We start from the raw sequence: 24226 nt of genomic DNA on the forward strand, positions 1-24226 counted from the left end.
CCCGCCATGCGGCTCACGTTGACCTCGGATGCCGTCGCGCGCCTCGGCGAGGCCACGCGGACCCTGCTCAGCCCCCTCGCCGCGCCCGACGTGGACGCGTGGCGGCGCGACGCCATGGGCGCCGTGTGCGGCGTCGTCGGCGCCGAGACCGGGACGTTTACTCTGCCGGGCCGCCCCTGCGTGGTCCAGGTCTACGCCCTCGACGACGGCGTCTCCCAGGTGGCCAACCGCTACCTCGAGGACGTGTGCTCGGAGCAGGGACCGGCGCCGGACCCCGTCCTCGACGCGTGGTACCGCGTGACCACGGCGCGGGGCGTCGAGGTGTGGGACATGCACGTGGCGGACCACCTCCTGGGGGGGCGGGGCCTCGCCTGGGACAACGAGTTCTGCCACGAGGTGCTCCGGCCCCACGGGCTCGACGACACGCACGCGCTGTTCGTGCCGTCCGCGCCGGGCTGTTCGATGCTCGCCGTCCACAACCTCCACCGGCCGGCGGCGCCGGGCGAGCACCTGGCGCTCTTGCACCTGCTGTTTCCCGCCTTCAAAGCCGGCCTCGACGCGCTCGCCCGCTTCGACGCCCAGCGGACCGCGCTCGACGTGCTCGCCGAGCCGCTCGCCGTGTTCGACCTCGCCGGCCGCGAGGTTCACCGCAACCCGGCCCTCGCCGCCCTCCTCGCCGTCGACCCCGGGGCCGACCGCGTCTGCGCCGAGATGGGCGCGCTCGCCGCCGGGCTCCGCGCCCTGGGCACGGGCCGCCCCGGCGACGCGGCCGGCGCCCCCGTCGAGCGGGCCGTCGCGACCCCGTCGGCGGCGTACCGGCTGCGGGGGGCGCTCCTCGGTGCGGGCCTCTTCGGCGCCGACGGCGCCGTGATGGTGTCGGTCCAGCGCGAGGGCGCCCCGCCGCTGCCGTCGGCCGAGGTCCTCCGCGAGCGCCACGGCCTGACGCGGCGCGAGGCCGAGGTGGCGCTCCTGCTCGCCGAAGGCCTGAGCAACGCGGCCCTCGCCGAGCGCCTGTTCATCAGCCCCCACACGGCGCGGCACCACACCGAGCGGGTGCTCGACAAGCTGGGGCTGACCTCGCGGAAGGCGCTCGCGCTGCACCTCCTGCAGCCTGGTTGAGCCGGCAGGCAGCGGGGGCGTGTCCATCTCAGCGCTGAGGCGGGCGGGTTCGGCCCGGCCTCCCCCCGGCCCTTCCGCCCCCGGTTTTCGTGGCGGCTCCCCCGGTCCCTCCGTTACCATCCGGGCCCGCCAGCCCCCCGCCCATGCGCTTCAGCGTCTGCATCAACCAGGTCCCCGACGTCGCCGCCCCCTCCCAGGTCCGCGACGGCCAGCTGATCCTCGACGCCGGGCGCGTCGTGCTGGACGCGTACGCGGCCTCGGCCGTCGAGGCGGCGCTCGTGCTCCAGGAGGCGCACGGCGGCGAGGTCGAGGTCGTGCTCGTCGGGCCCGCGCGCGCGTCCGAGACCATCCGCAAGGCGCTCGCGATGGGCGCCGACTCGGGCGTCCACCTGCTCGTGCCCGACGACGCCGCGCTCGACTCGGCCTCGGTGACGGCCCTGCTGGCCGAGCACCTCGGCGCGGCCGTGCCGGACGTGGTGCTGGCGGGCAAGCAGTCCCAAGACACCGACGCCGGGCTCGTGGGCGGGATGCTCGCCGAGGCGCTCGGCCGCCCCTACGTCACGAACGCGGTAAAGCTGGAGCAGGCGGGCGACGGGCTCGTCGTGACGCGCCAGGGCGACCGCGGGCAAGAGGTCATCGAACTCCCCGCGCCGTGCGTGGTGACGTGCTCGAACGACATGAACGACCCGCGCATCCCCAAGCTCAAGAACATCATGGCCTCGAAAAAGAAGCCGGTCGAGACGCGGGAGGTGACGCCCGCCGCGCCCGCGCTCCGGACCGTGGCCTACGAGGCGCCGCCCGCGCGCGAGCCCGGCCGCACCGTCGCGGGCGAGCCCGCCGACGCCGCCCGCGAGCTCGTCCGCCTGCTCGCCGACGAGGCCCGCGCGATTTAATCGGATGCCTGATCTGTGGTGCGTGACTCGTCGCGAGCACCCTCACGCATCCCTCATCACGCATCAGACTCTCCCGACCCCATGCCGACCATCCTCACCGTCGCCCCCGTCGCTGACGGGCAGCCCAGCCGGACCGCGCTCGAAGCGCTCACCCGCGCTCGCCAACTCGCCCAGGCGCAGGGCTGGACGTGCGCCGCCGTCGCGCTCGCGCCCGACGCGTCCGCCGCCGCCGAGACGCTCGGCCGCTACGGCGCCGAGACCGTCTACGCCGTCTCCGACCCGGCCTTCGCCGAGCCGCTCAACGCGCCCGTCGTCGACGCGCTCGCGATGGTCATCGCCGAGGCCGGGCCGTCCGTCGTCGTCTTCCCATCGAGCGAGGGTGTCAAGGACGCGCTCGGCGCGCTCGCGCAGCGGCTCGGCGCGCCAGCCCTGCCGGACGTGGCGTCGTTCGACGTGTCCGGCGCCACGGTGGAGGCCGTGCGCCCGGTGATGGCCGCCAAGTTCCGCGCCCGCGTCCAGGCCGAGGTCGGCGACGGCACGCCCGTCCTCGTCTCGATCCGCGCGGGCTCGTACACGGCCGAAGAGGCCCCGACGACGCCCGAGACGATCGACATCGCGCTCGCGAGCGACGCCGCCGGCCTGCGGCAGACGCTGCGCGAGATCGTGAAGGCGGCGGGCGGGACGGTCGACCTGAGCGAGGCGCAGGTCGTCGTCGCCGCCGGGCGCGGCGTCCGCGACGAGGCGGGCAAGGCGCTCGTGCACGAGCTGGCCGACGTGACGGGCGCGGCGATCGGCGCCAGCCGCGCCGTCGTCGAAATGGGGCTGTTCGGGCCCGAGACCCAGATCGGCCAGACCGGCAAGGTCGTCGCGCCCGACCTGTACTTTGCCGTCGGCATCTCAGGTGCCATCCAGCACGTCGCCGGGATGACCGGCAGCCGCACCATCGTGGCCATCAACAAGGACGCCGACGCGCCCATCTTCGACGTGGCCACCTACGGCATCGTCGGGGACCTCCACGCCGTCCTCCCGCCGCTCATCGCGGCGCTCCGCGAGACCAAGGCGTAGCGCGCCTGCTGGCGCGATCCAGAACTACGACGTCCCCTCTCCCCTCGGGAGAGGGACAGGGTGAGGGTCTCCGTTGTGACTGCGAATGGGGCGTGCGCGAGCTCACCCACTGGCGACGGCCTCCGGCGGAGGGGCGACCATGGCACGCGGGGCCCGGCGCTAGCTTCCCGACCCCCCGAAACGCGCCCGACCGCCCCGCATGGACGACGAGACCTTCGACTGCATCATCGTCGGCGGCGGCATCGCCGGGCTCTCGGCCGCGATGACGTTGGCGCGCGGCGGCGCCAAGTTCCTGCTCGCCGAGCGCGGCGAGTGGAGCGGCGCCAAGAACGTCTCCGGCGGCGTGCTCTGGGGGACCGACCTCAACCGGCTCGTCCCTGAGTATTGGACCGAGGAGGACGGTGGCTGGGAGCGGTTCGTCAACCACCGGCGCCTGTCGTTGATGGACCCCGGCGCGGCGTTCTCGCTCGACTTCAAGAGCGACCACTTCGACACGCCGCCCTACACCGGCGTCACCGTCCTCCGCTCCCGCTTCGACGCCTGGCTCGCGGGCAAGGTCGACGACGCCATCGCCGCGTCGCCCCACCCCGACGAGTCGTTCCTGGCGACCGACGTGCTCGTCGAGCAGATCCTGCTCGACGACGCCGGCCGCGCGGTCGGTATCCGGGCCGGCGGCGAGGACTTCCACGCCCGGTGCGTGATCCTGGCCGAGGGCGTCAACAACCTGCTCACGCGACAGGTCGGCCTCGAGGAGGACTACGTCCCGGCCGACCACGTGGCCGTCGGCGTCAAAGAAGTCATCCGGCTCGGCCGCGAGACCGTCGAGGATCGGTTCCAATTGAGGGGCCGGAGCGGGCTGACGAACGAGTTCGTCGGCGCGGCGACCGACGGCATCGACGGCGGCGGGTTTTTGTACACCAACCTCGAGTCGCTGTCGGTCGGGCTGGTGATCGGGATGAAGGCGTTGCGCGAGGCGGGAAAGACGCCCTACGACCTGCTCAACGGGTTCAAGGCGCACCCCGCCGTCGCCGACCAAGTGCGCGGCGGCGAGGTCGTCGAGTACAGCGCCAAGGTGGTCTCGACCGGTGACATCCGCGGCGTCCCGAAGGATCTCACGATGGACGGGCTGATGATCGCCGGCGAGGCCGCGCACCTCGTCTTGAACGCCGGCCGCGCCATCCAGGGCATGGACTACGCCATGCGCACGGGCATCCTGGCCGCCGAGACCGCGCTCGGGGCCGTCGCCGCCGGCGACACGTCGAAGGCGGGGCTGGCCGGCTACCGCGACGCGCTCGACGCCAGCTACGTGATGCAGGACATGAAGGGGTTTCAGAACGCCGTCCACCTCCTGCACTCGCCGCACATGACCGGCGCGCTCCCGCGCATGGCCTGCGACTTCGGCCGGGAGTTCTTTACCGTCGACAACCGCCCGACGCGCAAGGCGTCCGCCATCCTGCGCGACGTCCGCAAGCGACACATCAAGCTGTTCGACTTCCTCAAGCTCGGCGCGCGCGCCGGGCGGAACCTGTAGGCGCGTGCGGCCAGCCTCCCTCCCTGTCATCCTGAGCGGAGCCGCGCAGCGGCGGAGTCGAAGGATCTCCGTCGCGCACCACCCGGCTACAGCGCGGCACGCAACGCGGTGCTCGGCTGAGATCCTTCGACTCGCTCCGCTCGCTCAGGATGACACGTTGGAGGCCACGCGAGCCTCAGCCCGATCCACTCGACCCCACGCCCGATGACCCCCCAACCCCCGATCCCCGACCCCCAGCACCCGGTCGAGACCCTCAGCTTGGCCGAGCGGCTCGGCCGCGTCGCGTACCGCAACCAGGGCCGGAGCGAGGCCGAGCCCCACATCGTCGTCGACACGGCGATCTGCAACTCGGTCTGCCCCCACAAGTGCACGACCTACGTCTGCCCGGCCAACTGCTACACGCTCGACGACATGCTCCAGGTGCACTTCCAGTTCGAGGACTGCATCGAGTGCGGGACGTGCCTCTACGCCTGCGACCAGGGCGCCGTCGCCTGGAGCTACCCCGACCCCGAGGCCGGCCGCGGCGTCAACTGGCAGCGGGGGTAGGCGACGCGCGGGCAGCGGCGGTGATGCGAGGCGGGGTGCCGCACGCGTCGCAGGAACGAGGAATGGGGAATGAGGAACGGGCGGAGGGTACTCGGCGGGGGGCGCTCGGCCGGACTCGGCCCCTCCGCGGACGGCCCGAGGCGGGCGGGGCCGCAACTTGTCGCGGAGGGGCCGTAGGGCTTGTGCCCCGGGCGAGTTCGTCCGTCCCCCTCTTCCCGCCCCGGTGTGTCTCTGTGGATGATGTCTCTCTCGGCGCGCACCCCGTGCGCGGGTCTCGCCTGACGCGGGTCGCGCTGTTCTGGATCGCCAGTCTCGCCCTCTCCGTCGCGGTGGGCCTCTCGACGGGCCTCGCCCCGCCCGCTTTGCAGCAGGCCGCGTGGGGGCTGGGGAGCAGCGTACTGCTCTTTGCACTCACTCGGGCCTTTCTGCGCTGGGACCGCCGCGCGCTCGCCGATGTAGGCCTCGCGCTCTCGGCATCGAGCGCCGGGCGGTTCGGGATCGGCGTGGCGCTCGCGGTCGGCCTCTATGGTCTCACGCTGGGGACGCTCCACATCGTCGCCGGCCCGCTGGCGTTCCGCGCCACGCCGCCGGTGGGGCTGGCGGCGGTCGGGCTGGCCGGCGTCACGTACCTGCTGGTGGGCGTGATGGAAGAGCTGGCGTTCCGGGGCTACGCGCTTCGTACCCTCGTTCCGGCCCTGGGCGAGGGACCGGCGCAGGCCGTCGTCGCCGTCGTGTTCGCGGCCACCCACCTTCTGTACGGGTGGACCTGGGAGAGCATCCTGTTCGGCGTCCTGCCGAGCGGCCTCCTCTTCGGCGCCGTCGCCATCGCCTCGCGCGGCCTGGCGATGCCGCTGGGCCTCCACGTCGCCGCGAACTGGTTCCAGTGGACCATCGGCGAGAAGGGCACGCCTGGCCTCTGGGGCCTCGACGTGCCGGACGACGTGCTGGCGCGCGTGGCCCAGTGGGCGCCCGGCGTCAGCGTGGCGCTGACGCTCGCCCTCACCGTGCTCGTCTGGCTGTGGCACCGACGCGCCCGTCGCCCGGCCGCTGCCTGACGCGTCCGCCTCGGAACGCTGGCAGAGAGGCGGAGCCGGGCGAGCGCGTGCCTACTTTGGCGAGGTCTCCGGGCGCCCCCCTCCGGCCCCTGTGTCCTGACCCCGATTCCCGACTCCCGCCCTCCCATGGCCAAGCAGCCCTTCAACGTCGACGACGCCTACCTTTTCGAGTCCATGCTGGGCGAGGAGGAGCGGCTGATCATGGAGTCCGCCCGGGAGTACGCGCAGACCAAGCTGGAGCCGCGCGCGCTCGAGGGCAACCAGGACGAGGTGTTCCACCCCGAGATCCCCCAGGAGATGGGCGAGATGGGGCTGCTGGGCGTGACCGTCGCTGAGGAGTGGGGCGGGCTGGGCGCCAGCTACACGGCCTACGGCCTAGTCGCCCGCGAGCTCGAGCGCGTCGACTCGTCGTACCGCTCGTTCGCCTCGGTCCAGTCATCCCTCGTGATGTACCCCATCGAGACATTCGGCACCGAGGAGCAGAAGGCGCGCTTCCTGCCCAAGCTGGCGACCGGCGAGCTGATCGGCTGCTTCGGGCTGACCGAGCCGAACCACGGGTCGGACCCGGGCTCGATGATCACGACGGCCCTCAAGGTCGACGGCGGGTACCGCCTCAACGGCGCGAAGATGTGGATCACGAACTCGCCCGTCGCGGACGTGGGCGTGGTGTGGGCCAAGATGAAGGAGAGCAAGGACGACCCCGGCGTCATCAAGGGCTTCCTGGTCGAGAAGGGGATGGACGGCTACACGGCGCCCAAGACCCACAACAAGATGTCGCTCCGCGCGAGCATCACCGGCGAGATGGTCTTCGACGACGTGTTCGTCCCCGAGGAGAACGCCTTCCCCGACGTTACGGGGCTCAAGGGCCCGTTCATGTGCCTCAACAACGCCCGCTACGGCATCTCGTGGGGCGCCGTCGGCGCCGCCGAGGACTGCTTCGGGCGCGCGCGGCAGTACGTGATGGAGCGCAAGCAGTTTGGCCACGCCCTCGGCTCGATGCAGCTCGTCCAGACCAAGCTGGCCAACATGCTGACCGACATCACCCAGATGCAGCTCCTCGCGTGGCGCCTGGGCGACCTGCGCGACTCGGGCAAGGGCCACCCGTCGATGGTGTCGCTGGCGAAGCGCGCAAACGTCGGCAAGGCGCTCGAGATCGCCCGTGTGGCGCGCGACATGATGGGTGGCAACGGCATCACAGGCGAGTACCGCGTGATCCACCACATGGTCAACCTGGAGTCGGTCAACACCTACGAGGGGACCTACGACATCCACGGGCTCATCCTGGGCCGCGAGCTGACGGGCATCCAGGCGTTCACGCCGCTCGGCAACGACACCGCGGGGGGCGACGGCGCGGTGACGGCGCCCCCGCAGGTCGCCAAGGAGGTCGGCTCCAACTAGCCCGTCGGCCTCGGTCACGTCGCCGAGGTGGAGAGACTCGCGCCTCGGCGGCTCCGGCTGGCGAGGGCCATTTCGTTTTTAGGATACAGGCTACGTATTCGGTGCCCGCAACTGCGTCGCCTTGATAGCTCTGCGGGCGGCGCCCACCACATCCTCCTGGAAATGGATATACACGGGAAAGCCGGTAACATCCAATACGGACGCTGAGAGACTGACTTTGATCGTCGGTTGCTCACGGTCGTCTGCTCTCTCGATTTCAAAGAGCGAAGCCACTTCGCTAGCGTGTCTCGATGAGGCGGCTTGAAGAGCCTCAGTCGTCGCGGCTTCATTCTGCCGGAGAGCTTCGATGGCAGGGGCTACGAACGAAGCGAACGCCACCCGAACCGAAGTTGACTCGTCGATTGGGAGAGACGGCGATACACGCCGGAGTGCCCGGACCGCAACGCTATGACGACTCGCCGCTGCAGCGGAGTCAGCCAGAATTGCATCGGCTTCCGTGGCCGCTGAGCCAACCTTGTCGTTTCTATCCGCCTCTCCAGCGTAATCATCCTCAATCGTCCCATGCCGGAGGATGAATAGCCCCGCTTGCTCGAGCAGATCGAGTGCTTTCGAGAGCCTGCGGCGCAATGGAACCCAGACTTCGGTCCCTTTTTGAAGCAGATCAAGCTCAGACGGGTCCGCACCCAAAACAACCGCCGCTGCTGCTCTCCGCTTCTGCTTGACTTCGATATCGGGGTCGTCTGAGCCTTTCCAATACGAGTGCGCAATCGCGAGATCCTGTATGTCAGCCCAGTTCGCAGTCACGGCTGTAGAAAGCGCGTCGTGCGCGGGCTTGACTGCGGCATGAAGGCTCTCGGCCGTCCCTGCTGCTGCTTGCCCAGCTTCAACGTGATTAAAGGCGTTTACTAGTAGTAGGTCGTCCGTAATGCTGTCGAGGTCCGCGATCGCAGCAGGTTTCTTCCCGATGAGTCTGAGCAGTTTCAGAATTGTTGGCATTGAACCCTTGCCCACAGCCTGAACGATCTGTCCGCCTGAGGCATTCAGGTTCACGCCCAGGGCGTCGTCTAGAGCGGCGACGACAATTGCGTCGCTCGGGCCCTCAACGAGGAGTGGTCGTGCGGCAAACAAGGCTTCTCGGTGACTCGCCCCAAGACTGCGCACGAAGGCCCCAAGCTTAGGGTTCTGGAGCGCACCCTCCGCAGGGTTGACCTGAACAGGGGGTGTATCGATGTCGCTGAAGAAGGCGATATCGCATAGGTCGGTTGGCTGTCGGAGTCGGACCATCGCGGGCGCGTGGGTTGCACAGATGATGATCTTCTTTCCATGTGAGGGATCGCCCGCCACCCGCTCCATCTCCCGAAGCAAGAACGCTTGATGCTGTGGGTGGAGAGAGATCCCCGGCTCATCGATGAGAACCGCTGCAAGTTCATCGTCGTACAGCGCTGCGAGAATTGCTACGAGGTGGAGTAATCCGCTTGCTTCCTGACTGACCAGATATTTCGAGCCTTTGTGTGAAAACTGTAGGTTCAATCTGCCTCGTGGCCAATCTAGATGAATGTTTCGTCCAAATAAAGCACGTAGTCTTTCTGTGACTTTTATTTGCAGATCAGCACGGTAGGCAAGTCGATTTATCGTGCCAATTGCAGATTCTATCTCGTACCACACGGGCATGATGCTTTCGACAAGCGCCAGCCTGTCCAGCCCCTGTTGTATTGGAGGATTTCGCAAGCCTGAGGATTCAATAAGTCGCGAGGCTTCGAAAGGTTTGAGTCGGCCCGCTGCAAGCATGAGGACGTGGCCCTTGGGTCGGAGGCTCTCAGTCAGCCCCGTCTTGAGCTGACGCAGCACTTGGCTCTTGCCCGAGCCATTGGGGCCGAGCAGCGTAAGCATTCCGGAGGAGTAGACCGTGAGGTCAACCTCCTGTTCTCCGAAAAGGTTGGGCTTGGCCGGGAGGCTGGCGGTAAGGGGGAGCACGCGGGAGCGGGTTCTGTTCAGCAACAGAATAGCTCGTGCTGCGCAACGCGAATCCGGTGGGTTGCCAGCACCCGTACCTCGTCACGGGCCCATGGTTGGCGCGCGCAACGCCGCCGACGACCACCGCAACAGCGCTTGCGACGCTCGCAACGGCACTCCCACCGCTGCAAGAGCGCCCACGACCACTGCAACGGCACCGACGACCGGCGCAACGGCTCTGGCGACCGCTGCAAGGGCTCTCCCACCGCTGCAACGGCCTTCCCACCACTGCAACGGCTCTGCCACCAGTGGAAGAGCCTTCCCACCAACGCACCTCGGCCCGCGCCAGCGGCACTCCGCCAGCAGGCCGACGTGACCAACCCACATCGTGGGGGTCGGAATCACCCCTTGAGCGGGCACATCCCACGACCTACTCTTTTTGCATCCCACCCGCGCGCCTTCCCCTACACCCCAAACCTCCACGTCGCCATGTCGCAGTACGCGCGCCTCCCCATCCCCGAACTCCTCCGCGACTCGCTCACGCTCTACACGAACGCGGGCGCCGACCCCGAGATCGCCGAGGCCCTCGCCGACCCGTACCAGTATGGCCCCGAGGACTACGCCGCCGGCCTCGCCCTCCGCCAGGCCGTCATCGACGCCTCTGGAAAGAAGGGCGCCGAGGCCGCCGACAGCCGGAAGGCGACCGGCCAGGCCCAGGACGCTGCCGCCACCCTGCGCAAGCGCTTCGGCCGCCACCGCGACCGCCTGCGGACCGTCCACAAGTCGGGCTCCGACGGCTACAGCGCGCTCAAGCTGTCGGGCCGCGTCCCCGGCGACCGTGAGCAGATGGTCGAAGCCGCCCGCCACCTCTACGCGACGCTCGAAGGCCGCCCCGAACTCGCCGAAAAGGTCCGCGGGCTCACCCCGGCCGTCGTTGCCGAGTCGCAGGCCCTCGTGCTGGCGTCCCAGGGTGCCGCCACCACGCAGGACAGGGAGCAGGGCGAGGCCAAGACGGCCTCCAATACCTACAAGGACGCCGTCGCCGACCTCCGCGACCACGCGGGCGAGATGGCGGGCGTCGCCGAGGACGCCCTGAGCGACCGCCCGGACCTGCTGGCGAAGCTCGGCCTGTAGCTCGCCCGTCTCAGCCCTTCGGTGGAGAGAACAGCGCCCCGTCGGCCCCGGCTGGCGGGGCGCCTCATTGGGTTACGGAGCCGCTCAGTTTTCGCGTCGTACCATCATCCCCACCGGCCGAGACTCCTACGGAAGCGCACCGCACCGAGGCCACCGTCGGCGGCGACGGCTCCGTCACCGTCACCGGCCTGCCGTTCCCCGAGGGCGAGGCGGTCGAGGTGATCGTGCTCCCGGCCTCGCGGACTGAGGACACCGAGTCCCCGGCTGCAGACCGGCCCCGGCGGCAGGCAGGCTCGGCGAAGGGCCTCATCACGGTCCCCGACGACTTCGACGACCCGATCGACGAGTTCGAGCTCTACGCGTAGCCCATGCACTCGCCCCTCGCTCCTGCCGTCCAAGACGCCCTCGCCGACGCCCGCCGCGCGCTCGCCACCCTCTACGGCGACCGGCTGGTCCATGCCGTCCTCTACGGCTCGCAAGCCCGAGGCGAGGCCCGCGCCGAGAGCGACGTCGACGTGCTGGTCGTGCTGCGCGACCCGGTCGCCGACTACCGCGAGATCAAGCGGCTCGTCCCGCTCGCGATGGACCTGCAAGACCGTCACGGCGTGGACCTCCACCTGATCCCGTTCAGCGCAGACCGCTACGCGGACCCGGCCCACCCGCTGATGATGAACGTCCACGGCGAGGGTATCGACCTCGCCGACGTCGCGCCGTGAGCGCGCCGGACGACTACGCGGCGGCGTTCGTAGAGAAGGCCCACCACGCGCTCGCGGCTGCCTGGCTGGACGCCGACACGACCACTCGGAGGCCGCCGTCAACCGGGCGTACTACGCCGCTCGGGCCGTCCTCTACCGGGTGGGCGAGTCGCCGCGGTCTAACAAGGGCGTCAGGGCCCGGTTTGGCGACCACTTCGTCAGAACGGGCCGAGTCGATCAGGCCACGGCCAGCACCCTGCAGGTGGCCGAGGTGGCCCGTCTGAAGGCCGACTACGACGCCTTTTCGGCGTTCGACGCGGCGGCCGTTCGCGACCTCATCAGAGACGTCGAGCGGTTCGTCGCGGTCGTCGAGGCGCTGCTCGCCGAAGGGGACTGACGGCACGAAGGCGCGGCCCCTCGCAAGCGTCCACGGGCCCGGACCACGGGGCGGGTCGTCGGCGTCCGTCCGCATCCGCGGCACGTGCCGCCCGCTCTCCCCCGGACCCCTCGTGACCCCACCTTCCGCCTCGACCCCGGCCGCTGCCCCGGTGGCCGCCGTGCCCGGCTCGCGCGCGCTGCTCGTCGCCGGCATCGTGCTCGTGGCCCTCAACCTGCGCCCGGCGCTCGCGGGCGTCGGCCCGCTCGTGGCCGACATCCGGCTCGCGACTGGCCTGTCGAACACGGCCCTCGGGCTCCTGACCACGCTCCCGCTGCTGGCGTTCGGCGTCGTCTCCGCGTTCACGCCCGTCGTCACGCGGCGGCTGGGCGTCGGGGGCGCGCTGGGGCTGGCGCTCGTCCTCATCGGGGTCGGGACGGGCGTCCGGTGGGTGCCGTCGGTGGCCCTGCTGTTCGGCGGGACGGCGCTCCTGGGCGTCGGCATCGCGCTGGGGAATGTGCTGCTGCCGGCGATCGTCAAGCGCGACTTTGCCGAGCGGTCGGGCCCGATGACGGCGCTGTACTCGAGCGCGATGGGGCTCGGCGCGGCGGCGGCGGCCGGGGTGAGCGTCCCGCTGGCGTCCGCGCTCGGGTGGCGCGGGGCGCTCGGGGTGTGGGCCGTGCTCGCGGCCGCCGCGCTCGCCGTGTGGATTCCCCAGGTCCGGCGGCGCGTGCCGACCGCGCGCCGCGGCACGATCGTCGACTCGCTCCGCGACCTCGGCCGGTCGCGGCTGGCGTGGGCCGTGGCCCTCTTCATGGGCCTCCAGTCGCTCGCGTACTACGTGTTGCTCGCGTGGCTGCCCGATCTGTTGCAGAGCCAGGGGTCCGGCGCGGCCGAGGCCGGGTGGATGCTGGCGCTGTCGCAAGCGGCGGGGATCGCGGGCTCGGCCGTCGTGCCCATCTGGGCCGGGCGGCGGCCCGACCAGCGGCCCATCGTGTGGGCGCTCGCCGTCGCCGAGGCGGTCGCGCTGGCTGGGCTGATGCTGCCCGGCGGAACGTGGGCGGCGCTCTGGGTGACGATTATCGGGTTCGTGCTCGGCGGCTCGTTCGGGCTGTCGCTCCTGTTCCTCGCGATCCGCGCCGACACGCCCGAGACGGCCGCCGAACTCTCGGGCATGGCCCAGTCGGTCGGCTATCTGGTGGCCGCCGTCGGGCCGGCGCTGTTCGGCGGGCTCCACGACCTCACCGGCGGCTGGGTGGTCCCGATCCTGTCGCTGGCCGTGGTGCTCGTCGCCAAGGTGGCCGCCGGGCTCCCCGCCGCGCGCGACGCCCAGGTCAGCAGCCGCGGGTAGCCGAGCCCTCGGCCGCCTCAGCCGTGGGGCGCGGGCGGCTCCGAGGCCGCCGCCCGCACCGCGTCCAGGTCCAGCGTCCGGATGGCGCCGACGGCGCACTCCCAGGCGCCGGTGCAGCAGAGGCCGCTGATCGAGGCGTCCTCGAAGGCGTCGAGCGCGGCGCGCACGCACGCCTCGCGGACGGCCTCCGCCAGACGGTCGGGCTGGGGCGGCGGAGTCGGCTCGCGCATGAGGTCCGGAGAGGGGAGGGGCCGGGTCGCCCCAGCCGATCCACTCGGTCCGCGCCCAGGGGTTCCGGCTCGGACGAGCCACACGGCGCGGCCCCGGCACTCACCCCGTATCGCGCCGCCGTCGAGCCCGAGGCTCGGGTCCGGGCGCAGCCTCGCGCGGGCCCGCGGTTCGCCGGCGGGCGGGGCCCGGCGCGGCAACGAGTCGGTCCGCCCGGGCCTGCTGGCGGTCGATGTGGGAGGTGAGGAGGGCGTGGACGGCGTCGCGATGCGTGACCGGGCTCATGTGCCCCGCGCCCAAGACCTCGGCCACCTCCGCCGCCGGGAGCACCTCGGCCAGCACCTCGACGATGGCGCGGGCCGCGCGGCGCGTCCGCTCTCCGACGACGAGGCGGGTCGGGACGTCGAGCGCGGCATAGTCGCGGAGGTAGACGTCGGCCCGCTCGACGATCCCGAACTCGTGGGCCACCTTCGGCATCGAGGCCAGGACGGCGGCCCGCGCGCGCCGCGGCGCCAGCGCCCAGCGGGTCCGGCCGGTCCAGTAGCCCATGTAGAGCCGGGCCGCGCGCCGGTGCCGTCCGTCGGCGACGGCGTCACGGACCGCCCACGCGAGGGCGGCGACCTCCTGCCACTCCCGGTCCCGGCCGGCGAGCCGGAGGAGGTGGAAGCTGACCGGCTCCACGAGCGAGAGGCTGAGGACCCGGTCGCCTAGGGCCCGCGCCGCCTCGAGCGCCATCGCCCCGCCGTACGAGTGCCCGACCAGGTGGACGCGCTCCCCCGTCCGCTCGGCCAGCGCGACGAGCACCTCGGCGTCGGCGTCCGGCCGGAACGCCCGGCCCGGCGGCCAGGGGTCCGACCGGCCGTACCCGATCAGGTCCGGCGCGACGACGCGGTAGCGAGGGGCGAGGGAGTCCGAGAGGGCGGCCCACACCCGGTGCGAGGCGCTGGAGCCGTGCGCGAGCACGACGGGCGTGCCTGTTCCGGTGTCGGCGTACCGCACACGCAGGCCGTGGAGGGGGAGCGTGTCCATGACGAGAGGGGCGGGCGTCGCGCTAGCGCGCGGCGGCGAGGTCGACGTCGGCGTGCTGCCACGCGGTGTCGATGCGGGACTGGAGGGCGGCCGCCTCAGCCGAGCGGCCCTGGGCGCGGAGCGCGCGCTGGAGCCCCGCCAGCCCCCGGCCATTCTCCGGGTAGACGGCGAGGTCGGCGCGGAAGACGGCCTCGGCGTCCGCGTCGCGGCCGGCATCGAGGAGCACGCGGCCGAGCGCCCAGCGCGAGGGCAGCGCCCACGGCGGCGGCTCGTCGTAGATCAGCGCGTCCTCGCGCCGGACGGCCTCGCGCAGCCGGCGGACGGCCTCGTCGGTGTCGCCCCGCGCCGCGGCCACCTCGCCGGCGAGGTACACGTCGGCAATCTGGAGGATCGCGTAGAGCGTGTTGAGCCCCGCGCGGTGCTTCGCCAGCGACGTGTCTGCGGCGAGGGGGACCAGGGCGGCGTGCTCGCGCTCGGCCTGGGCGACGCGCCCGGTCCGGGCAAAGGCCAGGCCGCGCGCAAAGTGCCAGGCGGCCGTCGGGTAGGCCAGGCTGTCCGGCGGCGCCGGCGCGGCCAGGACGGCGTCCCACGCCTCGAAGGCGGCGCTCGCGTAGAGCGGGCTCATCGCGAAGTGCTGGAGGAACTCGAAGCCCGGCTGCCCCATCATGGGCGCGTGCTCGGCCATGTGGTGGGCCGAGGCAAAGGCCGTGGCCTTCTCGCCGCTGAGCATGGCGGACACCCACAGAAAGTGGTCGTTGTGCGGGACGTAGCCGATGGGGTAGAGCCCCTGGGCGTGGCACTGCGCGAGGTAGTCGTCGTCGGCCAGGACGGCCCGCTGGTTGGCGACCACGGCGTCGTGGTAGCGCCCGACGCGGATCCAGATGTGGCCCGGCATGTGGACGAGGTGGCCCGCTGCGGGCACGAGCGGCCCCAGGCGCTCGGCGGCCGCCACGCCCAGCTCCGGCCGCTGCTTTTCGACGGCGTGGATCCAGAGGTGGAGCGCGAGCGGGTGGTCCGGGTTCGCGTCGAGCGCGCGCTCGAGCGCCGCCAGGACCTCCTCGGTCTCCGGCTTCGGGGAGCCGTCGTCGCGCCAGTAGTCCCACGGCATCGTGTCCATGAGGGCCTCGGCGAAGAGGGCCTGGACGTCGGCGTCGTCGGGGAAGCGGGCGGCGGCCTGGCGCATGGCGTCGGCGTAGGCGCGGTCGAGGGCCGAGCGGTCGTCGACGGGCTCGGCCGCGTAGCGGGCGCTGAGGGCGTCGATCAGGGCGCGGCTCGCCGGCGGCAGCACGTCGGCGTGGGCGCGGGCGCGGCCGAGCGCGGCCCAGGCCGGCGCCACGTCGTCGGCGTTCATCGGGGCGTTGACGTGGGGGCCGAGCGCGAGCGCCTCGCCCCAGGCGCACATCGCGCAGGTCGGGTCGAGCCGCTGGGCCTCGCGGAAGGCGCGGACGGCCTCGGCGTGGTTGAAGGCGAAGGTCAGGACGAGGCCCTGGTCGAAGTACCGCTGCGCGAGGGCGTCGTCGGTATCGGCGGGGCGGGCGTGGTCGCCCATACCGTCGAGGAGCGGCGCGAGGCGGCCGGCGGCCTGGGCGCTGGCGGCCGGCGCCAGCAGCAGGGCGGCCGCGAGGAAGAGGAGAGAACGCATGGCTATCGGGGGTGGGTCAGGAAGGGACCGGGGGGCGGGTCTGAAGGGCGTGACGCAGGACGGGCTCACACTCCCAAGGCCTCCACGGCGTCTTCGCACGGCGCGGGGTGGGGCGCCCGCTCGCTCGCCGGGAGCGTCAGCACGAACGTGGCGCCCCCGGACGCGTTGGGCTCGACGGCGAGCGTGCCGCCGTGGCGGGCGTGGACGATCTCGTGGCTCAGCGACAGGCCCAGGCCGATCCCCTCGCCGCTTGGCTTGGTCGTGAAAAAGGGCTCGAACACGCGGTCGCGGAGTTCGACGGGGACGCCCGGCCCGTTGTCGGAGACGCGGATGACCGCGGCCCCGTCCTCACGCGCCGTCTCGACCCGCACGCACGGCGCGCCGCCCGCCGCCGGCGAGGCCAGGCGGGCCGCGTAGACGGCGTTGTCGAGGACGTTGCGGAGCGCCCGCTCGATCTCCTCCGGCGACCCCTCGACGGCCCCCGCGTCGGGCGCGGCCTCGACCTCGACGGTGACGGGGGCGCCCGGCGCCCGGTCCTCCCCCGCGCGGCCCAGACGGGCCACCTCGTCGCTCACGAGCCCGTTGAGGTCGACGGCGCGGTGGGCGCCCCCCCCGGTGCGTGTGTGGGCCAGCATGGCCCGGACGATGGCGTCGGCGCGCTGGCTGTGCGCCTGGACGCGCCCGGCGTTCGCCTCGATCTCGTCGATCAGCTCGCTCACCTCGCCGTCGTCGCCGGCGCCGACGGCCGCGCGCAGCTCGTCCGCCAGCTCCGCGTTGAGCGCCGAGAAGTTGGCGACGAAGTTGAGCGGGTTCATGATCTCGTGGGCGATCCCGGCCGCCACCTGCCCGAGGCCCGCCAGCTTTTCCTGCTGCACGAGCCGCTGCTGAGCGGCCTGGAGGTCGCGCATCGCCACTTCGAGGGCCTCGTTCCGCACGCGGAGGGCCGCGAGCGCGCGCTCGCGCTCGTCCTGGAACACCCGGGCGAGGAGGTAGACGATCAGCGGCAGCCCGACGCGGACCAGCGTCACCCAGACGGGGTCCTGCTGGAGGTCGGTCTCGACGGCGTAGCGGTAGCCGTTCGCCTCGAGGAGGGCGAACGTGGCCGCGAGCGCCATCGCCAGCGCCGCCCACCACGCGCCCGCCCGGCGACCCATCAGGAGGGCCCCCGCGATCGGCACGACCGCGAGCCACGGCAAGATCTCCGCGCCCCCGGCAAAGTGCGTGTTGATGACGACCGTCGCCGTCCCCACGAGCAGGAACAGGTGGGCGACCAGGGCCACCGAGCCGGTGTGTCGGAACAAGGGCGGCAGCCCCACGAACAGCACGGCCACGACGGACATGACGACCGTCCCCACCCAGAACCCGGCGAAGGCGTCGAGGACGGCGTAGCCGATCGAGATCAGGCCGGTCAGGAAGCAGGCGACCACCAGGAGGTAGCCCCGGTGGTAGGCGTCGTCGTCGCCGGGCGTGGGGGGGACGAGGCGATGGATGAGGGCGTGCATGGTCAGCGCGTGGGTCTCCTCTCGTGACGCGCCGCCCCCTGATAGCCCCAAGCAGGGGAGGGGGGCTCATGGGGGATTCATGCGTCGAGTCCTTGTGTTTGTGTCGTTTATTGAGAGCGTTTCCTCCCTGGTGCCGTGCCGGAGCCCGACCTGACCATGCTCCTGCAGGACCTGGAGTCCGGCCGTGACGGATCGTTCGACCGGCTCCTCGCCGAGGTGTACCCGGCGCTCCGGGACATGGCGCGGGCCCAACTCCGCGACCAGCGGGCCGGCCACACCCTCCGTCCGACGGGCCTGGTGCACGAGGCCTACCTCCGGCTCGTCCGCTACCAGGAGGTGGGGTGGAAGGGCCGCGCGCACTTTTTCGGCGCCGCCGCCCAGACCATGCGCCGGGTCCTGGTGGACCACGCGCGCAAGAAGACGGCCGCCAAGCGGCGCGGCGCGCACGTCAGCCTGACCCAGGCCGGCGCGGAGGCGGGCGTGGAGGTCTCGCTCGACGAGATCCTCGCCATCGACGGCGCGCTGGGCCGGCTGGCCGAGGAGCGGCCCCGGTGGGTCCGCGTCGTCGAGTGCCGCTACTTCGCCGGGCTCACGCTCGACGAGACGGCCGAGGCGCTCGACGTGTCGCACGCGACGGTCTCGAACGACTGGCGCCTGGCCCGGGCCTGGCTCCACCGCGAACTGGCCCCCTAGCGCCATGCCGACCGACCCGCTCGACCGGCTCGAACGCCTGTTCCGGGCGGCGCTGCTCCACCCCCCCGAGGAGCGGGCCGCGTTCCTCGACGCCGCCTGCGACGACCCCGCGCTCCGCCGCGAGGTCGAGAGCCTGCTCGCCTCGGACGCCGAGGCCGGCGACCACGCGTTCCTCGGCCAGGCCGCGACCGGCTTGCTCGGCGACCTCCCGGCGGCGGCCCCGCCGGCCGACGCCCTCGTGGGCGGGACGGTCGGGCCGTACCGCGTGCTCCGCCCCCTCGGCGAGGGCGGCATGGGGGCCGTCTACCTCGCCGTCCGCGAGGCGCCGTTCCTCCGCCACGTCGCGCTGAAGGTGATCCGGGGGAGCGCGCCGGACCTGGCGACGCTCCGCCGGTTCGAGCAGGAGCGCCAGATCCTCGCCTCGCTCGATCACCCCGGCATCGCCCGGCTCCTCGACGGCGGCGTGACCGACGACGGCCGGCCCTACTTCGCCATGGAGTACGTCGAGGGCCGGTCGATCACGGCCTACGCCGACGCGCACCGGCTCGGCCTCGGCGCCCGGCTCCGCCTGTTCCGCGCCGTCTGCGAGGCGGTCCACTACGCGCACCAGAACCTCGTCCTCCACCGCGACCTCAAGCCCTCCAACATCCTGGTCACGAGCGACGGGACGGTCAAGCTCCTCGACTTCGGGATCGCCAAGCTGCTCAACCCGAACCTCAGCGCCGCCGCCATGCCGGTCACGCGGACGGCCCTCCGGGTGATGACGCCGGAGTACGCGAGCCCGGAGCAGGTGCGCGGCGAGGGGCTCTCGACGGCGTCCGACGTGTACGGCCTGGGGGTCGTGCTCTACGAGCTGCTGGCGGGCCGCCGCCCGTACCGGCTGGGCGGCGGGTCCGCCGGCGAGATCGTCCGGGCCGTGGTCGAGGCCGACCCCGAGCGGCCCAGCACGGCCGTCGCCCGCGACGAGACGGTGGTCCGGGCCGACGGCTCGACCGAGGTCGTCTCGGCCGCCGCGGTCGGCGCGGCGCGCGGCGCCAGCCCGGACCGCCTCCGCCGTCGCCTCCGGGGCGACCTCGACGCCATCGTCCTCAAGGCGCTCCGCAAGGAGCCCGAGCGGCGCTTCCCGTCGGCCGAGGCGCTGTCGCACGACATCGAGCGGTACCAGGCGGGCCAGCCGGTCCTGGCGCACCGGGGCTCGCGGGCCTACCGGCTGGGGAAGCTCGTCCGCCGGCACCGGCCCGAGACGGCCCTCGCCGGCGTGGTCCTGGCCGCCATCCTAGGGGTCGCACTGGTCTCGTCGACGCAGGCGCGGCGCCTGGCCGCCGAGCGCGACCGGGCCCAGACGGAGGCGACCAAGGCGGAGGAGGTGGCCGCCTTCCTGGTGAGCGTGTTCGAGCAGGCCGACCCGACGGCCACACGGGGCGACACGCTGACGGCGCGCGAGATGCTCGCGGGCGGGGCCGCCCGCGTTGAGCGGGAGCTGGCGGCCCAGCCCGAGGTGCAGGCCGCCGTCCTCCACACCATCGCCCAGGCCTACCGCGGGCTCGGCCGCGACGACCGCGCGCGGCCGCTGTTCGAGCGGGCCGTCGCCCTCCGCCGCCGGGCGCTCGGCGACGACCACCCCGAGACGCTCCGGGCCCTGTTCGACCTCGGCACGCTCTACGAGACGGCCGGCGAGACCGACGCGGCGGCGGCCGCCTTCGAGCAGGTCCTCGCCCGCCGGCGCGCGCGCCTCGGGGACACGCACCCGGAGCTCATCCAGCCGCTCTACCACCTCGGCCTGATCCGCCACATCACCGGCCAGGCCGGGGCGGCCGACAGCCTCTTCGCCGAGTGGGAGGCGCTCCTCGCCCGGCTCCCCGACGCCGACAGCCCGCTCCTCTCCCAGGGGCTCTCGGACTACTACGACCTCCTGTTCACCCAGCGCCGCTACGACGAGGCCGAGCCTTACGTCCGGCGCGCGCTCGCGATGGACCGGCGGCTCCACGGCGACCTCAGCGCGCCCGTCGGGTTCAGCCTGAACCGGCTGGCCGAACTGCTCAACATCACGGACCGGCCGGCCGAGGCCGAGGCCGCCGCCCGCGAGGCGCTCGCCATCCACGAGCGGCTCTACCCCGACGGGCACCGCGAGCTGGGGGCCAGCCTCCAGAGCCTGGGCGAGGCCGCCCAACGCCGCGGCCGCTACGCCGAGGCCGACGCCCTCTTCCGCCGCGACCTCGCCCTCCGCCGGCAGCTCTACGGCGACGGCCATTTTTCCACGGCCCGGAGCCACGCGCTCCTGGCCCGCCTCCACCACGACCGGGGCCACCTCGACGCGGCCGAGCGCGACTATCGAGCCGCCGTCGCCATTTTCGCCGGCCAGTTCGGCCCAGCCTTCCTCACCACCATCCAGCACCGCCAGGAGCTGGCCGACGTCCTGACCGACGCCGGGCGCTACCGCGAGGCCGAGGCGATGCTCCTGGACGACCTCCAGGCGCTCGACGACCGAGATCAGGGGCACCGGACCGTCCAGGCCACGCTGAGGCGGCTCGTCCGGCTCTACGAGGCGTGGGGCCGGCCGGGGCCGGCCGATCGGTACCGCCCGCTCGTGCACGAGGACGGGAGGGCGTAGAACGCGGAGAGGAGTGCCCCGCGGTCGGGCGGAGGCCCGGCCCCGGTGAAGACGCCCCGCAGGGCGAACCGGCGCCGCGCGCGCGCGCGTTCACCGCGCCGCTCTCCCAGGTCTCATGTCGCTCGCCCTATCCGTCCTCGACCTCGTCCCCATCCCGTCCGGCGGGACGGCGACCGACGCGCTCCACCGGACCGTCGACCTCGCCCGGCTCGCCGAGCGCGCCGGCTACGCGCGCGTCTGGTACGCCGAGCACCACGGGATGCCGAGCATCGCGAGCTCCGCGCCCGAGGTGATCATCGGGCACGTCGCCGCCGCCACCGAGACGATCCGCGTCGGGTCGGGCGGGGTGATGCTCCCGAACCACGCGCCGCTCCTGGTCGCCGAGCGGTACCACACGCTCGAGGCCCTCTTCCCCGGCCGCATCGACCTCGGCCTGGGCCGCGCGCCGGGCACCGACGCCGCCCACATCCGCGCGCTCCGCTCGTTCGACGCCGAGCACTTCCCGCACCAGCTCGCCGAGCTCGTCGCGATGTCGCGCGGGACGTTCGCGCCGGACCACCCGTTCGGGGCCGTCCGCGTCACGCCCGCGGGCGTCGACCTCCCGCCGATCTGGCTGCTCGGGTCGAGCGGCGCGAGTGCCGCCTTTGCGGGGACGAACGGGCTGGGCTACGCCTTCGCCAGCCACTTTTCGCCGACGCCTGCCGCGCCCGCCCTCGACGCCTACCGCGCCGCCTTCGAGCCGTCGCCCGCGTTCCCCGCGCCGCACGCGATCCTGGCCGTCTCCGTCGTCTGCGCCGACACCGACGAGGAGGCGCGCCGGCTCGCGCACACGATGGAGCTGGCGTGGGCCCGCATCCGGACCGGCCGGTTCGAGCCGCTGCCGTCCCCGGAGGAGGCGCTCGCGCACGACTACACACCGGCCGAGGCGCAGGCCGTCGCCCAGTACCGCCAGATTGCCGTCGTCGGCGACCCCGGGACGGTCCGCGCCGAGCTGCAGCGCCGCGCCGACGCCGCGGGCGCCGACGAGCTGATGGTCACCACGACCGTTCACGACCCCGCCGCCCGCCTTCGGTCCTACGACCTGCTGGCGGACGCCTTCGCCCTCGCCCCGGTCGTGGCCTAGCCTGGGGCGCCGTCCGGCAGCGTCGCCGTAAACGTGGCGCCCTGGCCGACCTCGGTCTCGACCGCGAGCTGCCCGCCGTGCGTCTGGACGACCGTCTCGTAGGCGAGGGCGAGCCCGAGGCCGGTGCCCTGCCCGGGCGGCTTGGTGGTGAAAAACGGCTCGTAGATGTGGGGCACGACCGCCGGCGCGATCCCCACGCCGTTGTCGCGGACGACGACGGCGACGCCCGTGCCCGCCCGCTGGGTCGCCACCGAGAGGCGCGGCGTGAACGCGCCTCCAGCTTGCGCGCGCTCCACCAGGCTGTCGAGCGCGTTCGTGACGAGGTTGATCACCACGCGCCCGACGGCATCCGCGTCGATGGCGATCTCGCCGACCGCCGGACTGAAGGCGGTCTCGACGGCCACGCCGTCGGCACGGGCGGGGTCTTCGTCGCACGCCAGCGCGAGGTGCTCGGCGACGAGCGCGTTGACGTCCGTGGGCACAAGCACCGGCGTGCTGTCGCGTGCCAGCTCCAGCATCGACCGGGCGATCCGGTCGGCCCGGTGCCCGTGGCGGCGCACCCGGCCGGCGTTGGCCGCGAGGTCGTCGAGGAGCTTGCCCGCCTCCGGGGAGAGGCCCGGCGCGGCGTCGCGCAGGTCGTCGGCCAGGGTCACCACGAACTCGCTGAAGTTGACGACGAAGTTGAGGGGGTTCTTGATCTCGTGCGCGATCCCCGCCGTGACGCGCCCCAGGCTGGCCATCTTCTCCTGCTGGAGGAGCTGGAGCTGGGTCTGGTGCAGCTCGTCCAAGAGCGACTCGAGGCGGGCCCGCTCGGTCTCCAGCGCGGCCTCCAGGCCCTTCCGGTCGGTGATGTCGGTGTTCGTCCCGAACCAGCGGACGATCGCGCCCGCCTCGTCGCGGAGCGGGAGCGCGCGGCCGAGGTGCCAGTGGTAGGCGCCGTCGGCGTCGCGCAGGCGGAACTCGACCTCGTAAGGCTCGCCCGTCGCCAGCGCGTGCGCCCAGCGCGCGAAGGCCTGGGGCGCGTCGTCGGGGTGCACGGCGTCCTTCCAGCCGGCCCCCAGCACGGCCTCGCGGGATCGGCCCAGGAACGTCGCCACGCGCCCGCTGACGTAGTCGAGCGCGCCGTCCGGGAGGGCGGTCCAGACGAGCTGCGGGATCGCCTCGGTCAGCGTTTCGAGCTGCTCGCGCTCCGCCGCCAGCGCGTCCTCGGCGGCCTTCTGCGCCGACACATCGCGCGTGACGGCGACGACCTCGTGGCCGCCGGCGCCGCCGGGCGCGACCTGCCCGCTCGTCTCGACCCAGACGTAGGTCCCGTCGGCGCGCCGGAGGCGATACCGCGTCGTGGAGGTCCGCGACTCGTCGGCGAGGGCGGCCGCGTGGCCCTCCTGGACGGCTGCCTGGTCATCGGGGTGGATGAGGTCGTAGGCGAACCGCCCGACCAAGGACTCGGGCTCGCGCCCGAGCAGCGTCCGGGCTGCTGGCGAGGCGTACCGGTAGACGCCCGCGAGCGAGTGCGTCGAGATCATGTCCGAGGCGTTCTCGGTCAGCAGGCGGTGGTTGCGCAGGCTGCTCCGCAGGTTGATCTCCGTCATCGCCATGGCCGCCAGGTCGCCGAGCGCCTCGAGGTCCTCCGGCGCCCACGCCCGCGCGTGGTCGTCGATGGCGCAGAAGCTGCCGAGCACGTGGCCCTCGGGCGTCGTCAGCGGCACGCCCGCGTAGGCGACGGCGCTCAGGTCGGCGATCGCCTCGTTGTCGTGCAAGACCGGGTCGAGCCGGGCGTCCTCGACCACGAGCGGCTCGCCCGTGCCCACGACGTACTGGCAGAACGAGTGCGACAAGGGCGTCTCGCGCCATTGCGCCCACGGCTCGGGCAGGCCGACCTGGCTCTTGAAAAACTGCCGGTCGTTCTCGACGAGTGAGAGCAGCGTCGTCGGGACGCCGAGCACCCGGGCCGCCAGCCGCGTCAGCCGGTCGAAGGCCTCCTCGGGGAGCGAGTCCAGCAGCTCGCTCTCGCGGAGCGTCGCGAGGCGGGCCGGGTCGCGGACGGCCGGCGGGGGGGAGGAGGCCAACGGAACGAGGAGGGTGGGTGCCGAAACATAGGCCCACCGCCGCCCGGCCCCGTGCGCTCGCGCCCCCTACATCGAGACCGCCAGCCCGTCGAGCCGGACGCTAGCCCGACGTCGGCTGTGACCACGAGCGAGGGGTCTAGGGCACGGCGGCGTCCCCTCTTGACTTGTATGACATGTTACAAGTACGTTGCTCATCTCGGAAGCGCTTCCCAC

Annotated in this window: 21 protein-coding genes; 15 read left to right on the plus strand and 6 right to left on the minus strand. The window is 72.7% G+C overall.

All coding sequences use genetic code 11. The features are described 5' to 3' along the window. The first annotated feature begins 6 nt into the window (after positions 1 to 6). The 7 genes from ACLIRP_RS17455 to ACLIRP_RS17485 all read left to right on the plus strand — a co-directional run bounded on the left by ACLIRP_RS17455 (position 7) and on the right by ACLIRP_RS17485 (position 7607). Complete coding sequence (locus ACLIRP_RS17455; protein WP_412061748.1) at positions 7 to 1119, plus strand: response regulator transcription factor; 1113 nt, start codon at positions 7 to 9, stop codon at positions 1117 to 1119. A 143-nt stretch (positions 1120 to 1262) separates the two neighbouring features. Beyond that, on the plus strand, positions 1263 to 2012 hold the full coding sequence (locus tag ACLIRP_RS17460) for an electron transfer flavoprotein subunit beta/FixA family protein (RefSeq protein ID WP_412061749.1): 750 nt from the start codon (positions 1263 to 1265) through the stop codon (positions 2010 to 2012). Positions 2013 to 2093: 81 nt separating this feature from the next. Then, positions 2094 to 3077, plus strand: coding sequence for an electron transfer flavoprotein subunit alpha/FixB family protein (locus tag ACLIRP_RS17465; RefSeq protein WP_412061750.1), 984 nt, complete (start codon positions 2094 to 2096; stop codon positions 3075 to 3077). A gap of 199 nt (positions 3078 to 3276) precedes the next feature. Beyond that, positions 3277 to 4608 carry an FAD-dependent oxidoreductase gene (locus tag ACLIRP_RS17470; protein WP_412061751.1) on the plus strand — a complete coding sequence of 444 codons (1332 nt, stop codon included), beginning with the start codon at positions 3277 to 3279 and terminating at the stop codon, positions 4606 to 4608. 204 nt (positions 4609 to 4812) lie between these two features. Then, positions 4813 to 5154, plus strand: a complete 342-nt coding sequence (locus ACLIRP_RS17475; protein WP_412061752.1) for a ferredoxin family protein — start codon at positions 4813 to 4815, stop codon at positions 5152 to 5154. A gap of 263 nt (positions 5155 to 5417) precedes the next feature. Continuing rightward, positions 5418 to 6209, plus strand: coding sequence for a CPBP family intramembrane glutamic endopeptidase (locus ACLIRP_RS17480; protein ID WP_412061753.1), 792 nt, complete (start codon positions 5418 to 5420; stop codon positions 6207 to 6209). Between the two features lie 126 nt (positions 6210 to 6335). Next, complete coding sequence (locus ACLIRP_RS17485; RefSeq protein ID WP_412061754.1) at positions 6336 to 7607, plus strand: acyl-CoA dehydrogenase; 1272 nt, start codon at positions 6336 to 6338, stop codon at positions 7605 to 7607. Between the two features lie 90 nt (positions 7608 to 7697). Here the strand turns inward: ACLIRP_RS17485 and ACLIRP_RS17490 are convergent, their stop codons facing one another. Then, entirely contained in the window at positions 7698 to 9581 is a 1884-nt protein-coding gene (locus ACLIRP_RS17490) for an ATP-dependent nuclease (RefSeq protein ID WP_412061755.1), read from the minus strand. A gap of 468 nt (positions 9582 to 10049) precedes the next feature. On the opposite strand from ACLIRP_RS17490, the gene ACLIRP_RS17495 reads away from it, so the two are divergent. From ACLIRP_RS17495 to ACLIRP_RS17515, 5 genes are all read left to right on the plus strand, one after another. Further along, on the plus strand, positions 10050 to 10694 hold the full coding sequence (locus ACLIRP_RS17495) for a hypothetical protein (protein WP_412061756.1): 645 nt from the start codon (positions 10050 to 10052) through the stop codon (positions 10692 to 10694). A 218-nt stretch (positions 10695 to 10912) separates the two neighbouring features. Then, on the plus strand, positions 10913 to 11059 hold the full coding sequence (locus ACLIRP_RS17500) for a hypothetical protein (protein WP_412061757.1): 147 nt from the start codon (positions 10913 to 10915) through the stop codon (positions 11057 to 11059). Positions 11060 to 11062: 3 nt separating this feature from the next. Next, positions 11063 to 11410 carry a nucleotidyltransferase domain-containing protein gene (locus ACLIRP_RS17505; RefSeq protein WP_412061758.1) on the plus strand — a complete coding sequence of 116 codons (348 nt, stop codon included), beginning with the start codon at positions 11063 to 11065 and terminating at the stop codon, positions 11408 to 11410. 61 nt (positions 11411 to 11471) lie between these two features. Next, entirely contained in the window at positions 11472 to 11786 is a 315-nt protein-coding gene (locus ACLIRP_RS17510; protein WP_412063730.1) for a HEPN domain-containing protein, read from the plus strand. Positions 11787 to 11937: 151 nt separating this feature from the next. Beyond that, positions 11938 to 13116 carry an MFS transporter gene (locus ACLIRP_RS17515; protein ID WP_412061759.1) on the plus strand — a complete coding sequence of 393 codons (1179 nt, stop codon included), beginning with the start codon at positions 11938 to 11940 and terminating at the stop codon, positions 13114 to 13116. A gap of 17 nt (positions 13117 to 13133) precedes the next feature. Here ACLIRP_RS17515 and ACLIRP_RS17520 read toward each other — a convergent pair whose 3' ends face one another. From ACLIRP_RS17520 to ACLIRP_RS17535, 4 genes are all read right to left on the minus strand, one after another. Next, entirely contained in the window at positions 13134 to 13346 is a 213-nt protein-coding gene (locus ACLIRP_RS17520; protein ID WP_412061760.1) for an acetyltransferase, read from the minus strand. 100 nt (positions 13347 to 13446) lie between these two features. After that, entirely contained in the window at positions 13447 to 14373 is a 927-nt protein-coding gene (locus tag ACLIRP_RS17525; RefSeq protein WP_412061761.1) for an alpha/beta fold hydrolase, read from the minus strand. Positions 14374 to 14395: 22 nt separating this feature from the next. Continuing rightward, complete coding sequence (locus ACLIRP_RS17530) at positions 14396 to 16015, minus strand: hypothetical protein (RefSeq protein ID WP_412061762.1); 1620 nt, start codon at positions 16013 to 16015, stop codon at positions 14396 to 14398. Positions 16016 to 16080: 65 nt separating this feature from the next. Then, positions 16081 to 17517 carry a sensor histidine kinase gene (locus ACLIRP_RS17535; protein WP_412061763.1) on the minus strand — a complete coding sequence of 479 codons (1437 nt, stop codon included), beginning with the start codon at positions 17515 to 17517 and terminating at the stop codon, positions 16081 to 16083. A gap of 135 nt (positions 17518 to 17652) precedes the next feature. Between ACLIRP_RS17535 and ACLIRP_RS17540 the strand changes: the two genes are divergently transcribed. From ACLIRP_RS17540 to ACLIRP_RS17550, 3 genes are all read left to right on the plus strand, one after another. Continuing rightward, positions 17653 to 18210 carry an ECF-type sigma factor gene (locus tag ACLIRP_RS17540; RefSeq protein WP_412061764.1) on the plus strand — a complete coding sequence of 186 codons (558 nt, stop codon included), beginning with the start codon at positions 17653 to 17655 and terminating at the stop codon, positions 18208 to 18210. Positions 18211 to 18214: 4 nt separating this feature from the next. Next, positions 18215 to 20821 carry a protein kinase domain-containing protein gene (locus ACLIRP_RS17545; RefSeq protein WP_412061765.1) on the plus strand — a complete coding sequence of 869 codons (2607 nt, stop codon included), beginning with the start codon at positions 18215 to 18217 and terminating at the stop codon, positions 20819 to 20821. Between the two features lie 115 nt (positions 20822 to 20936). Continuing rightward, a complete protein-coding gene (locus tag ACLIRP_RS17550; RefSeq protein ID WP_412061766.1) occupies positions 20937 to 21944 on the plus strand; it encodes an LLM class flavin-dependent oxidoreductase in 1008 nt (335 codons plus the stop codon). Here the strand turns inward: ACLIRP_RS17550 and ACLIRP_RS17555 are convergent. Further along, positions 21941 to 24013, minus strand: coding sequence for a PAS domain-containing protein (locus ACLIRP_RS17555; protein ID WP_412061767.1), 2073 nt, complete (start codon positions 24011 to 24013; stop codon positions 21941 to 21943). The two genes, ACLIRP_RS17550 and ACLIRP_RS17555, sit on opposite strands and share 4 nt — an antisense overlap. Positions 24014 to 24226: the final 213 nt, after the last annotated feature.

Source organism: Rubrivirga halophila (assembly GCF_046845755.1).
In the GTDB taxonomy this organism is placed as follows: domain Bacteria; phylum Bacteroidota; class Rhodothermia; order Rhodothermales; family Rubricoccaceae; genus Rubrivirga.

Excerpts from the sequence above, each read along its gene's own strand:
- ACLIRP_RS17520 (WP_412061760.1), bottom strand. The coding sequence starts at position 13,346 with ATGCGCGAGCCGACTCCGCCGCCCCAGCCCGACCGTCTGGCGGAGGCC.
- ACLIRP_RS17475 (WP_412061752.1), top strand. The coding sequence starts at position 4,813 with ATGACCCCCCAACCCCCGATCCCCGACCCCCAGCACCCGGTCGAGACC.
- ACLIRP_RS17535 (WP_412061763.1), bottom strand. The coding sequence starts at position 17,517 with ATGCACGCCCTCATCCATCGCCTCGTCCCCCCCACGCCCGGCGACGAC.
- ACLIRP_RS17525 (WP_412061761.1), bottom strand. The coding sequence starts at position 14,373 with ATGGACACGCTCCCCCTCCACGGCCTGCGTGTGCGGTACGCCGACACC.
- ACLIRP_RS17545 (WP_412061765.1), top strand. The coding sequence starts at position 18,215 with ATGCCGACCGACCCGCTCGACCGGCTCGAACGCCTGTTCCGGGCGGCG.
- ACLIRP_RS17465 (WP_412061750.1), top strand. The coding sequence starts at position 2,094 with ATGCCGACCATCCTCACCGTCGCCCCCGTCGCTGACGGGCAGCCCAGC.
- ACLIRP_RS17495 (WP_412061756.1), top strand. The coding sequence starts at position 10,050 with ATGTCGCAGTACGCGCGCCTCCCCATCCCCGAACTCCTCCGCGACTCG.
- ACLIRP_RS17470 (WP_412061751.1), top strand. The coding sequence starts at position 3,277 with ATGGACGACGAGACCTTCGACTGCATCATCGTCGGCGGCGGCATCGCC.
- ACLIRP_RS17460 (WP_412061749.1), top strand. The coding sequence starts at position 1,263 with ATGCGCTTCAGCGTCTGCATCAACCAGGTCCCCGACGTCGCCGCCCCC.
- ACLIRP_RS17505 (WP_412061758.1), top strand. The coding sequence starts at position 11,063 with ATGCACTCGCCCCTCGCTCCTGCCGTCCAAGACGCCCTCGCCGACGCC.
- ACLIRP_RS17530 (WP_412061762.1), bottom strand. The coding sequence starts at position 16,015 with ATGCGTTCTCTCCTCTTCCTCGCGGCCGCCCTGCTGCTGGCGCCGGCC.
- ACLIRP_RS17485 (WP_412061754.1), top strand. The coding sequence starts at position 6,336 with ATGGCCAAGCAGCCCTTCAACGTCGACGACGCCTACCTTTTCGAGTCC.
- ACLIRP_RS17550 (WP_412061766.1), top strand. The coding sequence starts at position 20,937 with ATGTCGCTCGCCCTATCCGTCCTCGACCTCGTCCCCATCCCGTCCGGC.
- ACLIRP_RS17455 (WP_412061748.1), top strand. The coding sequence starts at position 7 with ATGCGGCTCACGTTGACCTCGGATGCCGTCGCGCGCCTCGGCGAGGCC.